Source organism: Rhizobium sp. ZW T2_16, from assembly GCF_044987325.1.
GTDB lineage: Bacteria > Pseudomonadota > Alphaproteobacteria > Rhizobiales > Rhizobiaceae > Neorhizobium > Neorhizobium cellulosilyticum.
Genome location: NZ_JBJDRG010000043.1, coordinates 1 through 14,260 on the forward strand (window position 1 = coordinate 1; position 14,260 = coordinate 14,260).

General features: G+C 55.9%; 14 protein-coding genes and 3 pseudogenes. 10 read left to right on the plus strand and 7 right to left on the minus strand.

Annotation, left to right across the window (positions count from 1 at the left end; translation table 11 throughout):
- Positions 1-260: 260 nt before the first annotated feature.
- The 3 genes from ACI3K0_RS30155 to ACI3K0_RS30165 all read right to left on the minus strand — a co-directional run bounded on the left by ACI3K0_RS30155 (position 261) and on the right by ACI3K0_RS30165 (position 3,133).
- On the minus strand, positions 261-1,199 hold the full coding sequence (locus ACI3K0_RS30155) for a phosphatase PAP2 family protein (RefSeq protein WP_404946939.1): 939 nt from the start codon (positions 1,197-1,199) through the stop codon (positions 261-263).
- A gap of 340 nt (positions 1,200-1,539) precedes the next feature.
- Positions 1,540-2,607 (minus strand): alkene reductase, encoded by a 1,068-nt coding sequence (locus ACI3K0_RS30160; protein WP_404946940.1) that lies wholly within the window; start codon positions 2,605-2,607, stop codon positions 1,540-1,542.
- Positions 2,608-2,722: 115 nt separating this feature from the next.
- Positions 2,723-3,133 (minus strand): winged helix-turn-helix transcriptional regulator, encoded by a 411-nt coding sequence (locus tag ACI3K0_RS30165; RefSeq protein WP_404946941.1) that lies wholly within the window; start codon positions 3,131-3,133, stop codon positions 2,723-2,725.
- A 333-nt stretch (positions 3,134-3,466) separates the two neighbouring features.
- On the opposite strand from ACI3K0_RS30165, the pseudogene ACI3K0_RS30170 reads away from it, so the two are divergent.
- Positions 3,467-3,929: pseudogene (locus tag ACI3K0_RS30170) on the plus strand (DUF1612 domain-containing protein); the annotation flags it as partial.
- A gap of 415 nt (positions 3,930-4,344) precedes the next feature.
- Here the strand turns inward: ACI3K0_RS30170 and ACI3K0_RS30175 are convergent.
- The gene (locus tag ACI3K0_RS30175) at positions 4,345-6,150 is read right to left on the minus strand and encodes a hypothetical protein (protein WP_404946942.1); all 1,806 of its coding nucleotides are present in this window, start codon (positions 6,148-6,150) and stop codon (positions 4,345-4,347) included.
- On the opposite strand from ACI3K0_RS30175, the gene ACI3K0_RS30180 reads away from it, so the two are divergent.
- The 3 genes and pseudogenes from ACI3K0_RS30180 (at position 6,109) to ACI3K0_RS30190 (ending at position 8,607) form a co-directional block, all read left to right on the plus strand.
- The gene (locus ACI3K0_RS30180; RefSeq protein WP_404946943.1) at positions 6,109-7,098 is read left to right on the plus strand and encodes a hypothetical protein; all 990 of its coding nucleotides are present in this window, start codon (positions 6,109-6,111) and stop codon (positions 7,096-7,098) included. The two genes, ACI3K0_RS30175 and ACI3K0_RS30180, sit on opposite strands and share 42 nt — an antisense overlap.
- 70 nt (positions 7,099-7,168) lie before the next feature.
- Positions 7,169-7,456, plus strand: coding sequence for a hypothetical protein (locus ACI3K0_RS30185; protein WP_404946944.1), 288 nt, complete (start codon positions 7,169-7,171; stop codon positions 7,454-7,456).
- A pseudogene (locus ACI3K0_RS30190) lies at positions 7,456-8,607 on the plus strand (site-specific integrase). The gene ACI3K0_RS30185 and the pseudogene ACI3K0_RS30190 overlap by 1 nt, the downstream one beginning before the upstream one ends.
- A gap of 151 nt (positions 8,608-8,758) precedes the next feature.
- Here ACI3K0_RS30190 and ACI3K0_RS30195 read toward each other — a convergent pair.
- Positions 8,759-9,178 (minus strand): DUF4304 domain-containing protein, encoded by a 420-nt coding sequence (locus ACI3K0_RS30195; RefSeq protein WP_404946945.1) that lies wholly within the window; start codon positions 9,176-9,178, stop codon positions 8,759-8,761.
- Between the two features lie 214 nt (positions 9,179-9,392).
- Here ACI3K0_RS30195 and ACI3K0_RS30200 point away from each other — a divergent pair, with 214 nt between their 5' ends.
- Together ACI3K0_RS30200 and ACI3K0_RS30205 are read left to right on the plus strand one after the other, a co-directional pair.
- Positions 9,393-9,680, plus strand: a complete 288-nt coding sequence (locus tag ACI3K0_RS30200; protein ID WP_404946946.1) for a hypothetical protein — start codon at positions 9,393-9,395, stop codon at positions 9,678-9,680.
- A 260-nt stretch (positions 9,681-9,940) separates the two neighbouring features.
- The gene (locus ACI3K0_RS30205; RefSeq protein ID WP_404946947.1) at positions 9,941-10,342 is read left to right on the plus strand and encodes a hypothetical protein; all 402 of its coding nucleotides are present in this window, start codon (positions 9,941-9,943) and stop codon (positions 10,340-10,342) included.
- Between the two features lie 252 nt (positions 10,343-10,594).
- Here the strand turns inward: ACI3K0_RS30205 and ACI3K0_RS30210 are convergent, their stop codons facing one another.
- Positions 10,595-10,747, minus strand: coding sequence for a hypothetical protein (locus tag ACI3K0_RS30210; RefSeq protein WP_404946951.1), 153 nt, complete (start codon positions 10,745-10,747; stop codon positions 10,595-10,597).
- Positions 10,748-10,819: 72 nt separating this feature from the next.
- Here ACI3K0_RS30210 and ACI3K0_RS30215 point away from each other — a divergent pair, with 72 nt between their 5' ends.
- Positions 10,820-11,227, plus strand: a complete 408-nt coding sequence (locus ACI3K0_RS30215) for a transposase (RefSeq protein ID WP_404946950.1) — start codon at positions 10,820-10,822, stop codon at positions 11,225-11,227.
- 2 nt (positions 11,228-11,229) lie between these two features.
- On the opposite strand, the pseudogene ACI3K0_RS30220 reads toward ACI3K0_RS30215, so the two are convergent.
- Positions 11,230-11,538, minus strand: a pseudogene (locus ACI3K0_RS30220) (integrase); the annotation flags it as partial.
- 150 nt (positions 11,539-11,688) lie between these two features.
- Between ACI3K0_RS30220 and ACI3K0_RS30225 the strand changes: the two are divergent.
- From ACI3K0_RS30225 to ACI3K0_RS30235, 3 genes are all read left to right on the plus strand, one after another.
- The gene (locus ACI3K0_RS30225) at positions 11,689-12,054 is read left to right on the plus strand and encodes a hypothetical protein (protein ID WP_404946948.1); all 366 of its coding nucleotides are present in this window, start codon (positions 11,689-11,691) and stop codon (positions 12,052-12,054) included.
- A 282-nt stretch (positions 12,055-12,336) separates the two neighbouring features.
- Positions 12,337-12,597: a hypothetical protein gene (locus ACI3K0_RS30230; protein WP_404946949.1), complete on the plus strand. Its 261-nt coding sequence runs from the start codon at positions 12,337-12,339 to the stop codon at positions 12,595-12,597.
- A 150-nt stretch (positions 12,598-12,747) separates the two neighbouring features.
- Positions 12,748-13,437: a hypothetical protein gene (locus ACI3K0_RS30235; protein ID WP_206829628.1), complete on the plus strand. Its 690-nt coding sequence runs from the start codon at positions 12,748-12,750 to the stop codon at positions 13,435-13,437.
- Positions 13,438-14,260 lie beyond the last annotated feature (823 nt).

Below are 14,260 nucleotides of genomic sequence, written 5' to 3' on the forward strand. Positions count from 1 at the left end.
TCTGTCTTCTCCGCCGTTCGTAACCACTTCGTCCAAACCCTTTCGCAACGCTCCGCATTCCAAAACCGCGTTCACCGTATCCAGGCGATCGCAGAGTGGAAAGTTGCAGCCGAAGCCATGGCCTGAGATCGATCCTCAAGGCAGAAGTCTCCCACGCATCCGAATTCAAGTTAAGGTGACATCGCCGTTTCCTGAGGTGCCCAATTTCCTTGCACGCTCGCCGGTCTGAAAAGTCTCATGGTACATGCAGACCACTAAATTTAGCCGGGAGACGCCGCCAAATCAATTCGACGAGGCGGAGTATAACTTTTGTATCGGGTCAACGCCGTTATGGCGGCGATGGCCCAAAGAGCGACGAAGCACCCTGCGATTACGTCAACAACATAGTGATTGGCGCCGGGTACTGCTGAAAATGCCATTGCAACATTGAGAAGAAGAGCCGGGTATCTTAGTAATCGTACGTCCCACAATGCCCAAGCGCATAACACTGCAATGGCTGCGTGGACCGACGGAAACGTTATGATACCTGCGCTTCCTTGTAAGCTCCAAACAAAATCTGGGTTGTCGCGGACAGCGTGGAATTGCTCTAAAAAGAAGTATCCATATGTCTGGTCAATATTTTTCAGAGTAGTCGCATCGAAATCGTAATAGGTGTAGGTACCGAGGGCCGGCCACAATATAGATAGCGCGCTGGATAGAAAGCATATCAACGCATAAGCACAGATCATCTGATAAGCTCTTTCCGATCTGTTCAACGCCACCAAGACAACGGGCCAGATCAAGAGCTGGTAGGAAAATGTTCGGTAGGCGTGGTTGAGAAGCGATGCGACCGACTCGCGTTCATCGATCCAGCGCATCAGAGACAACCAATCCACCCCCAGAGCGCTATCCCAGCTAGCGAGTTGAGCATCTGCCAGGGGTAAATCGAAACGCATTGCCACATACGTCGAGACCGTGACTGGGATCGATAATAGCAAGCCACAGCTTACGCACTCAACAGTGGCTCGCAGCGCGAACATTTTGAACTTCGTCGCGGCAAGGCTAACCAGGATCGCCGAGCCGATAGTAAACATCACCGGATTGACAAGATCGACCAGGTTCAGCTTGAGGCCGATGGCGAAAGAAATCACCCAAATTATTAAGTATGCACAAGGTGTTAAAACCAAAAGAAGGTCGCGTGGTCGAGATAAATTGATCATTTTCATCCCCTCGAAACAAAGCGTTTGATAGGGCAGTTTGATTGCAATCGCGTTAACAATTGCAATCGTAAGGCGGTACACAGCAATTTAAACTGTGGCGTATCCACGAGTTGGAGTGAATATAGATCCAAAATCTGTGGCATCTTCATCCATGATTTGGTGTCCACTTATTTTGGTGGACACCTCATGCCTTAGAGTACCGCGCTTCAGAAGGTGCGCAGAAGTTCGCGCTTACTGAAGACGCTCAATGGATCAGAGCGAGGTTCGACGCGTTCCCCAATCACTCCGTTCATTTTAGAGAAAGCGACGGGATGGTGGATGAAGCCTGGCCCGAGAGACTTCAACCGAGGGGAGGGTAGTCCGTATAGCCTCGCTCATCGCCGACGTAGTAGCTGGACGGATCGGACGGCGCCAAGGCGGCGTTTTGACGGAAGCGTTCGGGCAAATCGGGGTTGCTGATGAAGAGCGTTCCGAACGTTATCGCGTCCGCCAGACCAGTCGCTATCGCCCGCTCGCCACTTTCCCGGTCATATCCAACGTTCACGACAAACAAGCCGGAGAACCGCTTTCTTGCCTCGGGGGCCAGCAGCTTGAGCCCCTCGCGAAGCTGCGCGGGCTCCATGAAGTGAAGAATGCCTACCTTCCTCGCTTCGAGAGCCTCGACGGCGAACATATAGGTGCCCTCAAGATCACTGTCGCCCATGTCGTTGTACGGTATCCGGGGCGAGAGCCGGACGGAAACACGGGAAGTCCCAAAGACCCGGATTGCTGCATCTGTTGCCTCTAGCAGGAAGCGGGCGCGGTTTTCCACAGAGCCGCCATAGGCGTCCGTTCTCTTGTTGGAACCGTCCTCGAGGAATTGGGCCGGCAGATAGCCGTTGGCGCCATGCACCTCAACCCCATCAAAACCGGCCGCCTTCGCCGCACGTGCGGCGGCCCCGTAGTCCTGGATTGTACTCTGGATCTCGTCGAGGGTCATAGCTCGGGGGGTGACGGTCGGCTTTGGCCCCTCGGGCGTGAAGGCCTGGCTGTTGAAGGGCACTGCGGAAGGTGCGACAGGCAAGGCTCCGCCGTGGAAGTCCGGATGAGACGCGCGGCCCGTATGCCAAAGCTGGGCAAAAATGAGACCCCCTGCGTCATGCACGGCGCGGGTGACCTTTCGCCATCCCTCGATCTGCTCGGCTGTGTGGATTCCTGCCGTATTTGTCCAGCCGATCGCTTGCTCGCTGATCTGTGTGCCTTCTGAGATTATCAGGCCAGCGGTGGCGCGTTGGGCATAGTAGCGTGCGGTCAGATCGTTCGCCACGTGGTTTGGTGACCGCGCCCTTGTCATCGGGGCCATGAAGACGCGGTTCTTGAATTCGAACGTCTCGGTCTTCAGCGGGGTCAGCAATTTTAACTCAGTCATTTTGACGCTCCAGTTGATCTGGACGTCTAGGTATACGTTGTAGACTTGCCGTCAATCAGGCACCTTAAATCGCCTTGGTAGGCCTGAAGATACCTGGTCGCAGTCTCGGTTGGGCTCAATCAGCGCGTTTTCCCGGCTGAACACCGCTGAAACCGTCATCTGATCGTCGAGCGTCGAAGGCTTCTCGCGCTGCATTGACCTCTGGCAGCTTGTCCAGCGTCCACCGGTGAAGCTCACCGAACGGCTTCTGCAGTGTTTGGCCCAGCTTGGTGATCTCATACTCCACAGCCACCGGTGAAAGGGACACGACGCGGCGAGTGATGAGGCCATTGCGCTCCAGTCTGCGTAGACACTGTGTGAGGGCCTTTTGGCTAACTCCCTCCAGCCGCTTACGGATAAGGTTGAACCGATGAGGGCCGTCGGACAGAACCGCCAGAACCATCATAGACCATTTGTCAGCAATCTGATCGAATAGCGTCCGGCTTGGGCAGTCAGACGAGAAGCAAATCGGATCCAGCTCCATCACGTGCGCACCTTAAAAATCCATCCAATGTTGATACCTTTATGCATACAGGTAATGAACTGATACTTGTATCTCTACCCGGCGCCCCTGATCCTAGCGCATTCGATGGGCTCGAGCGCCGGACTTAAGCCTGCCTGAATAAGCGCAATCAATCTCTGCTTCGCCAATCTTTCAGGCACAATCCACATTACGTGTCTTTTTCGGGAAGCCTGTGGGTAGAGACTCTCATTTCTTCTTCTGGATAGGCGAACCAGTAGAAGCCCATGTCGGCAAAGCGCTGTGCAGCCACCGCCGCGTTGCGACGCCGGCGGCGAGTGCCTCAGGCGATCGTGGCCCCTTGATGCCTGGAACGAGCTGTCTGTGCTACAGCACGCCCCATGGCTTGGCCGGCTGTTGTCCGCGTCAATCCTTCGGGAAGCCGGCATTACCACCGGCGCGCATCTCGCCGCCATCGTCTCGGCCTCAAAACCATACCCGTCGACCGGCGGCGCCATCGCCATCGCGAAACCCGGCTGCTGGCGATTGCCCCCGTTTTGTGGCAGCCGCCGAGATCGGCATGAAAGAGCATGACCGGCTGACACTGGCGAAAACCATGATGGACCGAAAGCTGGATGGGAGGCGGACGTCTTCGAAATTGCCGGAGCTCGTCGAGTTGGTGATGGCGAAGCCGTTTGTGTCCGCAAAAATGGTGGCGGAGACACTGGAAATGACGCCACAGGCGGCGCGGCGGATTGTTTTGGAGCTGGGGCTGAGGGAGATGACTGGGAGGGGGAGGTTTCGGGCGTGGGGTGTCCTCTGAATTCACACTTTCATGAGCGGCCGCATTCTCACCGGTAAGTATCGACGACCCGCGAAGTTAGAACCAGCTGTTGCACAACCGCAAGGCCGCATACGGGGCGTACCATGTTACGATCGATGACGACTCGTAGAAATGTCGAGCAGAGAACCCCCAGCCTCTCGCGGCCGAAAAGGATCTAAGCTGCCGGAAACTCTGCATCGCAATTACGAGATAAGGAGCTTGGGACAGTTCAAAATGAAAGCCCACCTCTTCGGTGGGCCTTCAGTGCTAATCGGCTTTTTCGGGTTCGCCTCTATTGAGCCACTGCTCGTCGTTCAATTCACGCCGCTTTTTCGCCATTGCCAGCACCTGTGACAAGTACAGTCAGCGATGGATCAGCGAATAAGCGATGTGGAAACCCGAATGCCGACTGGTCCTAATTCAACGCGGAGTGGTCAATGAGGAATAGCTGGAACGGGTTGGATGGGCTGTCTGGAATTCGGATCAAGCCTGGCCAGTCCTTCCCTGAAGCAAGGGCATCGTAAAGCGGCGCGGTTCCAAAATCTGTCTCCGGCAGAAAGCGGCAGGCAGCCAGATAATCAAACGGCGCGAGCGCTGCACGGCGAAGGACTGGATCGGTGGTTAGGAAGGCTTCAAACATGCGGCGCATTCCCGGTGACGCCCGATGAAAAGGCACAGCGGCAACGGAAAAGCCGTGCGGAAGAGCCTCCAGCAATGAGAGTCCCAATCCATTCGAGGCTGCAATTCGCCCGGGCGGTATCCGGGTTAGGACAGAGAATTCGCCATTCTTGCAGCTATCGTAAGCCATGAAGTCTGCAGCGTCATAAAATAGCGCGTTCACGGGCGTCGCCGCGACCAGCCAAGCCGTGGCACCGACATAACCCAGGATACAGGCCCAGACAGTTTTCCAGAGAAAGGGTCGCAGCAATGTGGAGCTACCCAGCGCGAGATACTGCATCGCCATCGGCATGAACAGGGGAGAGAACGCAAAAGCAAAACGAACGTAGCGGCTCAGTAGCAGCGTTAGGAATACGCTCGTCCAGGCGAGGGTCAGCATGATTGCCGGGCCTACGATCTCTTTTCGGCTGGATTGAAGAATTGATGCTGTCGCGATCGTCAAGATCGACCCGTGCAGGACCAGCAGAATGAAAATTTCCCACTGGCCTTGCTTGATGAAATATAAGGAGCTTTGCTCCTGTGCAACCCGATCAAACCAGTAGGTTCTCGACACCGTGTCGATCATCCAGTACGGGCCGGCCATACATTGGGGAAAAGCTGTAACGAAACACACGATTACAGCGAAACCGGACAATGACATCGCGAGGAGTTGCTCTGACGGCCGGGTCTCAGACAGAAATCTAGCGGTCAGCCATAAAATAGCGCCTAGAGCCGTCATCAGAAAAACGTAGGGGGCTGAATAGGCATCACATTGCGTCATTGCGAGGCCGACAGGGCCCACCGTCGCAACGCCGACCGGCAACGAGAGCAGTGCCATGGTTGCGGCAGCTTGCTTGACCACGACATCCGCATTTCGCACGCGAAGGATCAGTGCACCGACCAGGCCTGCAAAGCCGATCACGACAAATGGAAGACCCTCCAGCGCAATGGTCACGGAAAGGAGCGTGCCAAGCCCAATCAGTCGCCCTCCGACAGCGTCCCAGCGGGTAAGGCCGTTGAACACCAGCATCAGCGAAATCAGCTGCGCGTTGTGATGATCGATCCGGCCCGGGGAAAATTCCCACAATGCTAGCGACGTGACGAGAGTCGCGCTAACCACCGTGAGAATACCCAGAAGAGATACGGTTATGCCAAGCCGCCGGTAGATAAGTGCCGACTGGAGGCAAAATGCTACCAGCATGACCTGCGGCCACACATTAAATGACCAAATCATCCCTCGTTGCCACCCGACGAATGGACTGAAAGCTGTGGCCATTGCCACGTAAGGCATATCAACTAGGCGCGACCACGGGGAGATATACGGCTCGGGCATCATTACGCGTGGCTCGCTGAGATCCCACCAACTGCCGCCGCCTAAAAGCAGACCATGGATCTGCATCTGGCGCATCTGGTCATCGACGTCCCCTAGAAAATTCCTGCCGTCAACCAAATCGAACAAGCTCATCGCAAGAGCGGCAAAATAAACTAAAAAAAAGATCGGTATTGTGCCGAGTTCAGGAGGATGCGCGACATTCTTTACATACGTGTCAGATGGCTCGGACATTTCCCCTCTTGGAATTATCTTTTCATCATTCCGGTTGATAACGTGCACGGTTTTAAGATGGCCCTAAAATGTGAAGGAAGGACCAGCGAGAGCCGACGTCGGCTACAACTCAGACGTATTTTTCATCGGCGTGATTTCGCTCCCATGCCATTTTATCAATGGCGCTCAGGGCCTGCCGATGTCGCCTGCCAGGCCGGTCTCATCGATAAGGAAACGGCCAATGGGCTCGACCGGGCGCACGCTGCTATGGGCCGCCCTATTGAAACGCAGGTTGCTCCAGCTGTGGCTGACGCCATCTACCCCGGCGCCGGTCAGATCGTTCGCTATGATCAGTTTAATCGCACCGGCGGCTTCAACGGTATGGGCGGTCAAGGTAATCCGGGCCGCCCCGGCGCCCTATGTGACCGTCGACGACACCGGTGCCCGCCTGACAACCGCAATTTTTATACGACGCACATAGGCGGCGAGCATTTTTGCGCCTTTCGCACAGCTCCATCGAAGTCGCGGCTGAACTTTCTGGCCCTGCTGCGCGGCAATTATCAGGACTATGTCCTCAACGATGCCGCCTTCACCTTTCCGGAAGACCGGCTCGGTTTCCGAAGGGAGGTCGGTAACTCTCCGGATCAATTTGTCCAGCCGATCCGTCGTGAATGCCTTGCCGGCAAACCAGATCTCGATTTCGGCCGGATCAAGCGTGTCAACCATAGAGAATGTCGGGACAGCGCAGCCCGACGCGCGTATAGTGCGAATATTGTGCTGGTATCGACGGATGCGTTCCGCCATCGGCAGATCGGTCCCGCTTCTCAAAAGCTTGTCCTTTGGCCATTCAGGCATGGGCATCTCCCTCGGATTCAACGGATAGTAGCAGCATCGCCCGGCCACGCCATTGGCAAAAGACAGGTTCCTACCCCATTCACCAGCCGCCGAAAGGCGTTTGTGTCCCGATGAAACGAGGTCTGCCTGATACTAGCGCATAGCCGGTCTACCTACCCGTCCATCGCCAGAAAAGGCATTTTCCATGGAAGAACGCATCCGCTTCGCCCTCGAAAAGCTGCTCAACATTGCGCATCAGGATTCCGGCCAGGGCCGGCGTGTGGCAAATTTTCTGCTCGCCTGGTGGAATGCCGAAGAGCATGGCGGCTTCGACCTGACCGATCTGGCCAATGTCGATCGGGAGGTTGCCGAGGACATGGCGACGATCTTTACCTGGCTCCCGCGTGAGGAAGATGTGGTTTACCCTTACGAATATCGCAGCGAAATAGAGCAGATCATTGCGCGGTGGCGGCCCCAGGCGGCTGTGGAATGATGGCAAAGTCCCGCAAGTCCGCTCAGGATCTTTCTACCGTTGAGGGACGGATCGCAGAGCTCGACACGATCGCTGCCGTCCTGCCGATGGAGCGTCGCGACGAGCTCGCCGAGCTATTGACCGATCAGGATGTCGAAACCCTGCGCCATCTCGTCAACGAAGGCATGGGCGAAAACACGATTCGCGCCCTGACCTCTGATCTCGCCTATCTGCAGGCCTGGTCGCTGGCAGCCACCAGCCGTTCACTGCCGTGGCCGGCGCCAGAAGCGTTGCTGCTGAAATTCGTCGCGCATCATTTGTGGGATCCGCAGAAGCGCGAAACCGATCCGGATCACGGCATGCCGGCAACCATGGAGCAAAGCCTCCGCAGCCAGGGGTTTCTGAAGGTGACCGGTCCGCATACACCCGATACCATGCGCCGGCGGCTGGCGACCTGGTCGACGCTGACGAAATGGCGCGGACTAACAGGCGCGTTCGCCTCCCCTGCTCTCAAATCTGCGATACGCCTCGCTGTCCGGGCAACCCCGCGCCCACGAAAAAGGAAGAGCGCCAAGGCGGTCACCGGCGATGTGCTGGCCAAAATGCTGGCGACCTGTGCGACCGGCAGCCTGCGCGATCTCCGTGACCGGGCAATCCTGATGGTGGCGTTCGCCTCGGGTGGCCGCCGGCGCAGCGAGATTGCCGGACTGCGTCGCGAGCAGTTGACGGTCGAGCCGCCGATTGTTGTCGAAGGCGGCCCTCACCTCGCTCGCCATTCGTCTCGGACGGACGAAAACATCCGGTGCCGATCACGACGAGGTTGTCTATCTTACCGGCCGGCCGGTCGAGGCGCTGGATGCATGGATGACGGCGGCAAAGATCGAGGCTATGTCTGTGTTCCGAAAGGTCGATCGCTGGGGCAATGTGTCCAAGCGGGTGCTGGACCGAAATCGGTCAACGATATCGTCAAGCAGCGGGCGGCGATGGCTGGTTTAGACAGCGGGGAGTTTTCGGCGCACGGCTTGCGGTCGGGATATCTAACCGAGGCTGCCAACCGCGGCATACCTTTCCCCGAGGCGATGGAGCAGTCACGGCATCGATCGGTGCAGCAGGCATCGAGCTATTACAATAACGCGACGCGGCGAAGTGGCCGTGCGGCGCGCCTTCTCTGATGACTGCAGTTTGCCCAAAGCAGGCTTTCGCGATCTGCTCATTCGCCCGCCAATAGCTCGGTAATCCGAGACCGCCAACCGCCTAGTGTCTTGGCCTCAAGCTGTCTTAATATGTCGTTGCTTCGCGTGGTTTGCCCTAGTTCGCGGAGGATCAAAGCCAAATAGATTGCTGGGAGAGGATATGGGTCGTCGATAACTTTGGACTTTTCAAGCGAGGCGGCGACGTGACCAAGAGACTGATGTTGATCGAAAAAGTCAGTCGCTGTATCCGGACCAATTTCCACCATCTCGTCGACTTCGAGCGGGTCGGAATTTCCCACCACTTGTCGACATTGCCGATGAGGAAGCCGATACGGCTCCTAACGATGCACTCCGCCTCATCAACGAACACACGACCTTCGTTCCCGGTGGCCTCTTGGAATATTCTCCTCTCGTGGACCCCTAGATTCACCGTTGCGTGTGTGCGGTACGAAGCGATCTGAATATTGATAACTTGGGTGAATGGCGTGACTGTTCGATACCAACTGTATCCTTTTCGTTTGAACCCCTTAGGCCCAAGGACAGCATGCATCTTCCGTAGCAGGACTAATACGCTTACAGATACCACCCGATGCCCCAAAACAGTCAGCCTAGGTTACCATATAGCCATCACAGCACTTCGGACTCGTTAAAGACCGCTAACGGGGCTTTCGGGCCATGGCGACTGTCGGCCCGAACCGGACTCTGATTAAGTGTTGCCGCCATGCTGTTAGACTTCGGAAGCTTGGCTTGGGGGCGGATATAAAATGTCGAACGCAACGATAATCGAAAGAATTAAGGCGACTTGGCACGATTTTTCGTTAGGAAAACTGACGCTGCTCGCCTTCATTGATGATTACCGACGGAATGTTGTGGCGCTTGAAGGTTTACCGTACCCGTTGATTGTCGAGGCCCGACGAATAGCGGATGTGCTGGAAGTCTCGGCATGGGCCGTCGAGGAAGACTGCGTTGTAGATACTCTGCCAGCGCTTGCGTCGTTGACCGCGTGGGTTTCGAGCGTGCAAAAGCTGGAAGTGCTGAACTCACGATCGTGACAGCCCTCCCGGTGTAGATGGCTTAAAGTATCGCGGCTGTCATATGACTGGTCGCGGCGCACAGCGGAAAACGGCAGTCGGCCCGAAGCCGTCATTTTACTGGCCAGTATTGCGGGTGTTGCTGGAAACAGTTGTGCCTTCGGAGTTCCGTCGCGCTCTCTCCAGCAGCCTCCGGCCCTTTGCGGTCATTGGGCTTTCATAAAACCGTATTGCGGCGTAAGTCCTAGAGAGTTGAAACTCGACCGGTTGGAGACTGTCGAATGCTTCGCGCTTTGATCCTACTATGCACGGCTGTAGCCGTTAACGGAGGCAGCGCAGTCGCGGAAGAGAATGCCCCAGCGAAGACTTTTCGATATGCCATCCTCATCGACGAACATGAGCCAATTTACGGCGAAGTGAAATGGTTGAAATATCCGTGCCAACTGGTCGACCAAAAGACTCCGGATATCGACCTGTCGCTTATCCGCTACAATGACACCACCGTCCGCCCGGTTGTCTACTGCAGGACAGAGCACTGTTTTATCCCTTATCGGTCGCAGAACATTGATTTAAACCATACCGGGAAGCTGCTGAAATTCGGTCTGGTTTACGGTCGCGAGCCAGGGGATCACGCCGTCCTTCTGAAAAGCCGAGAGCAGGGCGAAATCATCATCGCATTCTGATTTCCGAATGACCGCTAATGGCGCGAAGTGGAAGACCGCAGTCGGCCCTAACTTAACATTGACCTAACGTAATTGGGAGCGCATTGCGGGGATGGACAGCTCGATGTGTTTTCCATTCGCTGCTCGATTCCGGACTGTTCAAGACGAATAAAGATGCGCTATAAGAGTTTCTCCGATTACAGGCCTCGGCATGTTCTCTGCTTCCTCGGACCCAAAGGCGGCTTCCAGCGGTTGTTGCGGTCCATCCAAGCCTCAATCGAAGACCTTGCTATAGACTTCGAAATCGACATGGTCTTCTCTCAAGACGCGTCCGACGATCGGATGAGCGAGAGCTTCTCGGTTTGTTGGGACCAAGTGCACGAAGACGCGTGGCATCAGCATGATGTCGAGGCGGTTATGAGCCATGGATGCGTCGTCTATGTCGTCGGTCCGCTCATGGAGGCTGCGGAAGCCCTTGCTGTCTCGCTCACAGCCCTAATGCTGGTTGAGCGCGTGCTTGAAGCAGGCGCGAAAGCGGCAAAGGGGGAGAGCGCCGGGACTGAGGCCGTGACGGATCGGCTCGAGGGGTCTCCCCGGCAGTTGCGTCGTTTCTGGTCCGACGAATTTAAGCTCGAGGCCGTTGGCGAGGCTTGCCGACCTAGAGTGAATATCTCGGCGATCGCACGACGGATCGGCATAACTCCCTCGCAACTCTATAGGTGGCGGCGAGATCTTCTAAACGATAGCGCCCCGGAGCCGTTGGTGCGGGGCGAAAGTCAGCCGGGATCTGTGATCGCGAGCAGCTCGGTCATCGAGATCGTTATCGGCGACATGATTGTCCGGGCGGGGGTGGATATCGATGAAGCACACCTGCGTCTAGTAATCAGAACGGTGCGGTCGGCATGATCCCAAGCGGCGAGCGCATTCTTCGTCTGCTCGGTGACCTCAAATTGCACGGGCCGCTTGGTTTTCTTCTGGACGATGGTGGCGCGGTCCCGGATCGAACTACCCGACCACAAGTCCTCGACGCGGAGCCTGACGAGATCACAGGCACGGAGCTTGCTGTCGATGGCGAGATTGAAGAGCGCCAGCTCTCGGTGCGCCCCGCTCATTTCGAGTCGAACGCGAATCGACCACACGTTCTTAGGCTGAAGCGGTTGCTTCTGACCCACCAAAATTCCCTTATTCCAAGGACGTCGGGTACGCACAATTTCCATGACAAAGCCCCTGCCGCTCCCCCCACCTCGTCGCCCGTATTGGGAGGCTCGATGATATCACGGTTTGTCCCTGCTCGGCCCCAACCAGGACATTGACGCTGCATTGTGCTCATTCATAAGCTTCGGAAACATGTCACAAGGATGAGAGCGGTGTCCGAGTTCCTGCAATTTGCGATTAACAAGAGCCCGATTCGGCTGACGTGCGACGACATCCTTCTATACGCGGGAGCCCTCAACCACTGGGATTTCTACAACAGCGCGGCACTGGAGATCGCGAAGGGGTACCACCGCGGAGAGCTCAGCTACTCCTTCTGTGATGGCGTGATGAATGATCTGTGGTCTGCAGTTCAGGAAGGGTTCGGCCGTGGCAATAACGAGGTGCCGGAGCCGTTCTTCGAAATCTACGAGGCTTTCGACGTGGGAGAGTACCATCGCAAACACGACAAGTCCGATGACCCCATTGCAGAGTTCACCGACCCGGCGATTGCCGAGCTATCTATCCGTTATAACCTCTAATGCTTCGAGCGATGGCTGCCGTCGGCCCTAACCGGACGTTGTGGTGTCGGGGAGCCAGCATAAGGGCCGCACGGGTATTGTAGACCGAAATGACCAAAGCTATTGTGGGCAGGATTTGTCGGCAGAGCGGATCGTTCGATGGTTATGCATAAATTCGGGCTAAAGAACTCCGTGGCCTTTCTATTCCTGATGCATCTTATCATTGGTTCGATGGTGCTAGTGGACTACTATTTTGTCCGACACACCGCGGTCGCGCCGTACCTACTGTATGGGCTATTCCTCATGAGTAGCATCTACTCTGGGACGCATCTTCTCAAAAAACGCGCCACCTACGCGAACATGATAGACGAAAAATTCTTCGGCCTTAGAGGCAGTGGCTACGAGAAATTCGCTTACGCTTTTGTCATCATGACAACGGTGTGGGTTCCAGTGCATTTTCTGTTTTGGCCTACAGAGCGTTTCGATGTTTTCATGGGTTTTGTTGCGTTCTGCGTGTCCTACGCCATGATCATCGACCTGATGGCGATCCGATGGCTGCGATGACCGCTTCTGGCGCGATCCTGCCATGATGACTGCGGCCTACAGCACTCGGTTGCTTGACATGTTTTTTTGAACAAGCTGGCATGTTTGTAGCCATTATTGAGATTAAGATGCCGAACGATTGCTGGCTCAGGGCTCGGATTAGGAGGAAGGTTGTCGAAGATCGGCACGATCATTGTTGCCCTCGTCGGGATCGGGGCAGGCTTCACCGGGCTCGACTTGCTGAGCGATGGCCGAAGTGGGGCTTGGAGGCTGCTGATCTTAGCGACTGCGGTTGCCGTTTTCCTAACGTCAGGTTGGTTGCAGTACTCCAAACCTAGCCAGCTCTCAACCTCTGCGGTGCAAGGTTTCCCGCAGCCCATCGTCCTTGTCGCAGGCCGCAGCCGTTACATTGCACTGGGTCTGGCTAGCCTATGCATGTTCGCAGCGTTTACTGATGCCACACGATTTGGGAACGGCGAAATCGGATACATCATCCTTTTCATCCTGCTCTTCGGGCTTTTTGGGTTGCCAGGAATTCTGCTTATTGCAGCTTCCTTGAAACCAGACCGTCTAGTCCTTGGGCGGCAAAGCCTCGTGTCGAGGTCGCTGTTTGGTCCGAAAGAGTGGAGATGGGAGGATGTGGCTGACTTCCAAGCAACTACTACCATCCTCCGTGGGAAGCGAAAGGTTCACGTGAAAGGGTATATCCAGTTCCAAGACCGCTCCTCCGATGGAACGCGAAAGGGCGCTAGGCTGACCCGGTTAACTGGTTCAAATGCCAGCCTGAACAATCGATTTCGGATATCTGACGAAGAACTGGCGTCGCTTCTCAACCACTGGCGACAACGAGCTATAGCTTAGAAACGCTGTGGCGCTGACCGGTTGTGGCGCAAAGCCGAAGATCGCCGTCGGGCCTCTGAGATCATTGCACAGCACCACGAAAGATCGCGGAACTTGCTTCACCTTCCGTCAATCAACGCCAGATAGGGTGGTGATGGTCTAGGGGGAAGGCATGAGAGCTTGGCTTCAAAAATGGGCAGCCGTTCTGGGGATTTCCCTTTGTCGGACCTGTTTTCCTAGTCTTCTTCGTTACTTGTCTCGTGCAAGGGGAACTGCCTAGCCGACGAGGAGCCGTTATCCGTGCGAGTGGTGAGCCCTTCCTGTTCTATCCGCTTGTGCTGTTCCTGATTTGCAGTTCAGCAGGTCTGACCTACCTGAGTGTTATGTTCGCCATCGGATATATTCGCGGACGATCCGGGCGATAGGTAACAATTCCGCTTGTGGCGCGAAGCGGAAGAAGGACATCGGTCCAAAGCCGCCATTGAATACACGCGTCGCTACACCGGGGTGATACTTATGGTCAGGGTACAACAGGTGACAACGATCTTGCTCAGCATACTAGGGCTGATTTTTGGCGGTGTGCTTGGCTTTGGAAGCGCGGGAATATTTGGAGCGCTGATGTTCGCCCTCGTAGGGGCAATTGTTGGATTGTGTCTGGGCCTGTTGGGCTGGCGGATAATTTATCTGTTGGCTCTGTTTCCTTAGCCATGTCCGCTTTTGATGCTGTGGACGGCTCCTCCGCCGGCATCGCGATGTGCCATATTCGCGGTGCTGTTAGGAACCGCATGGGAGGAGCCATCCATGGAAGAGATTACCACGATTGGAGTCGACATTGCTAAGTCGG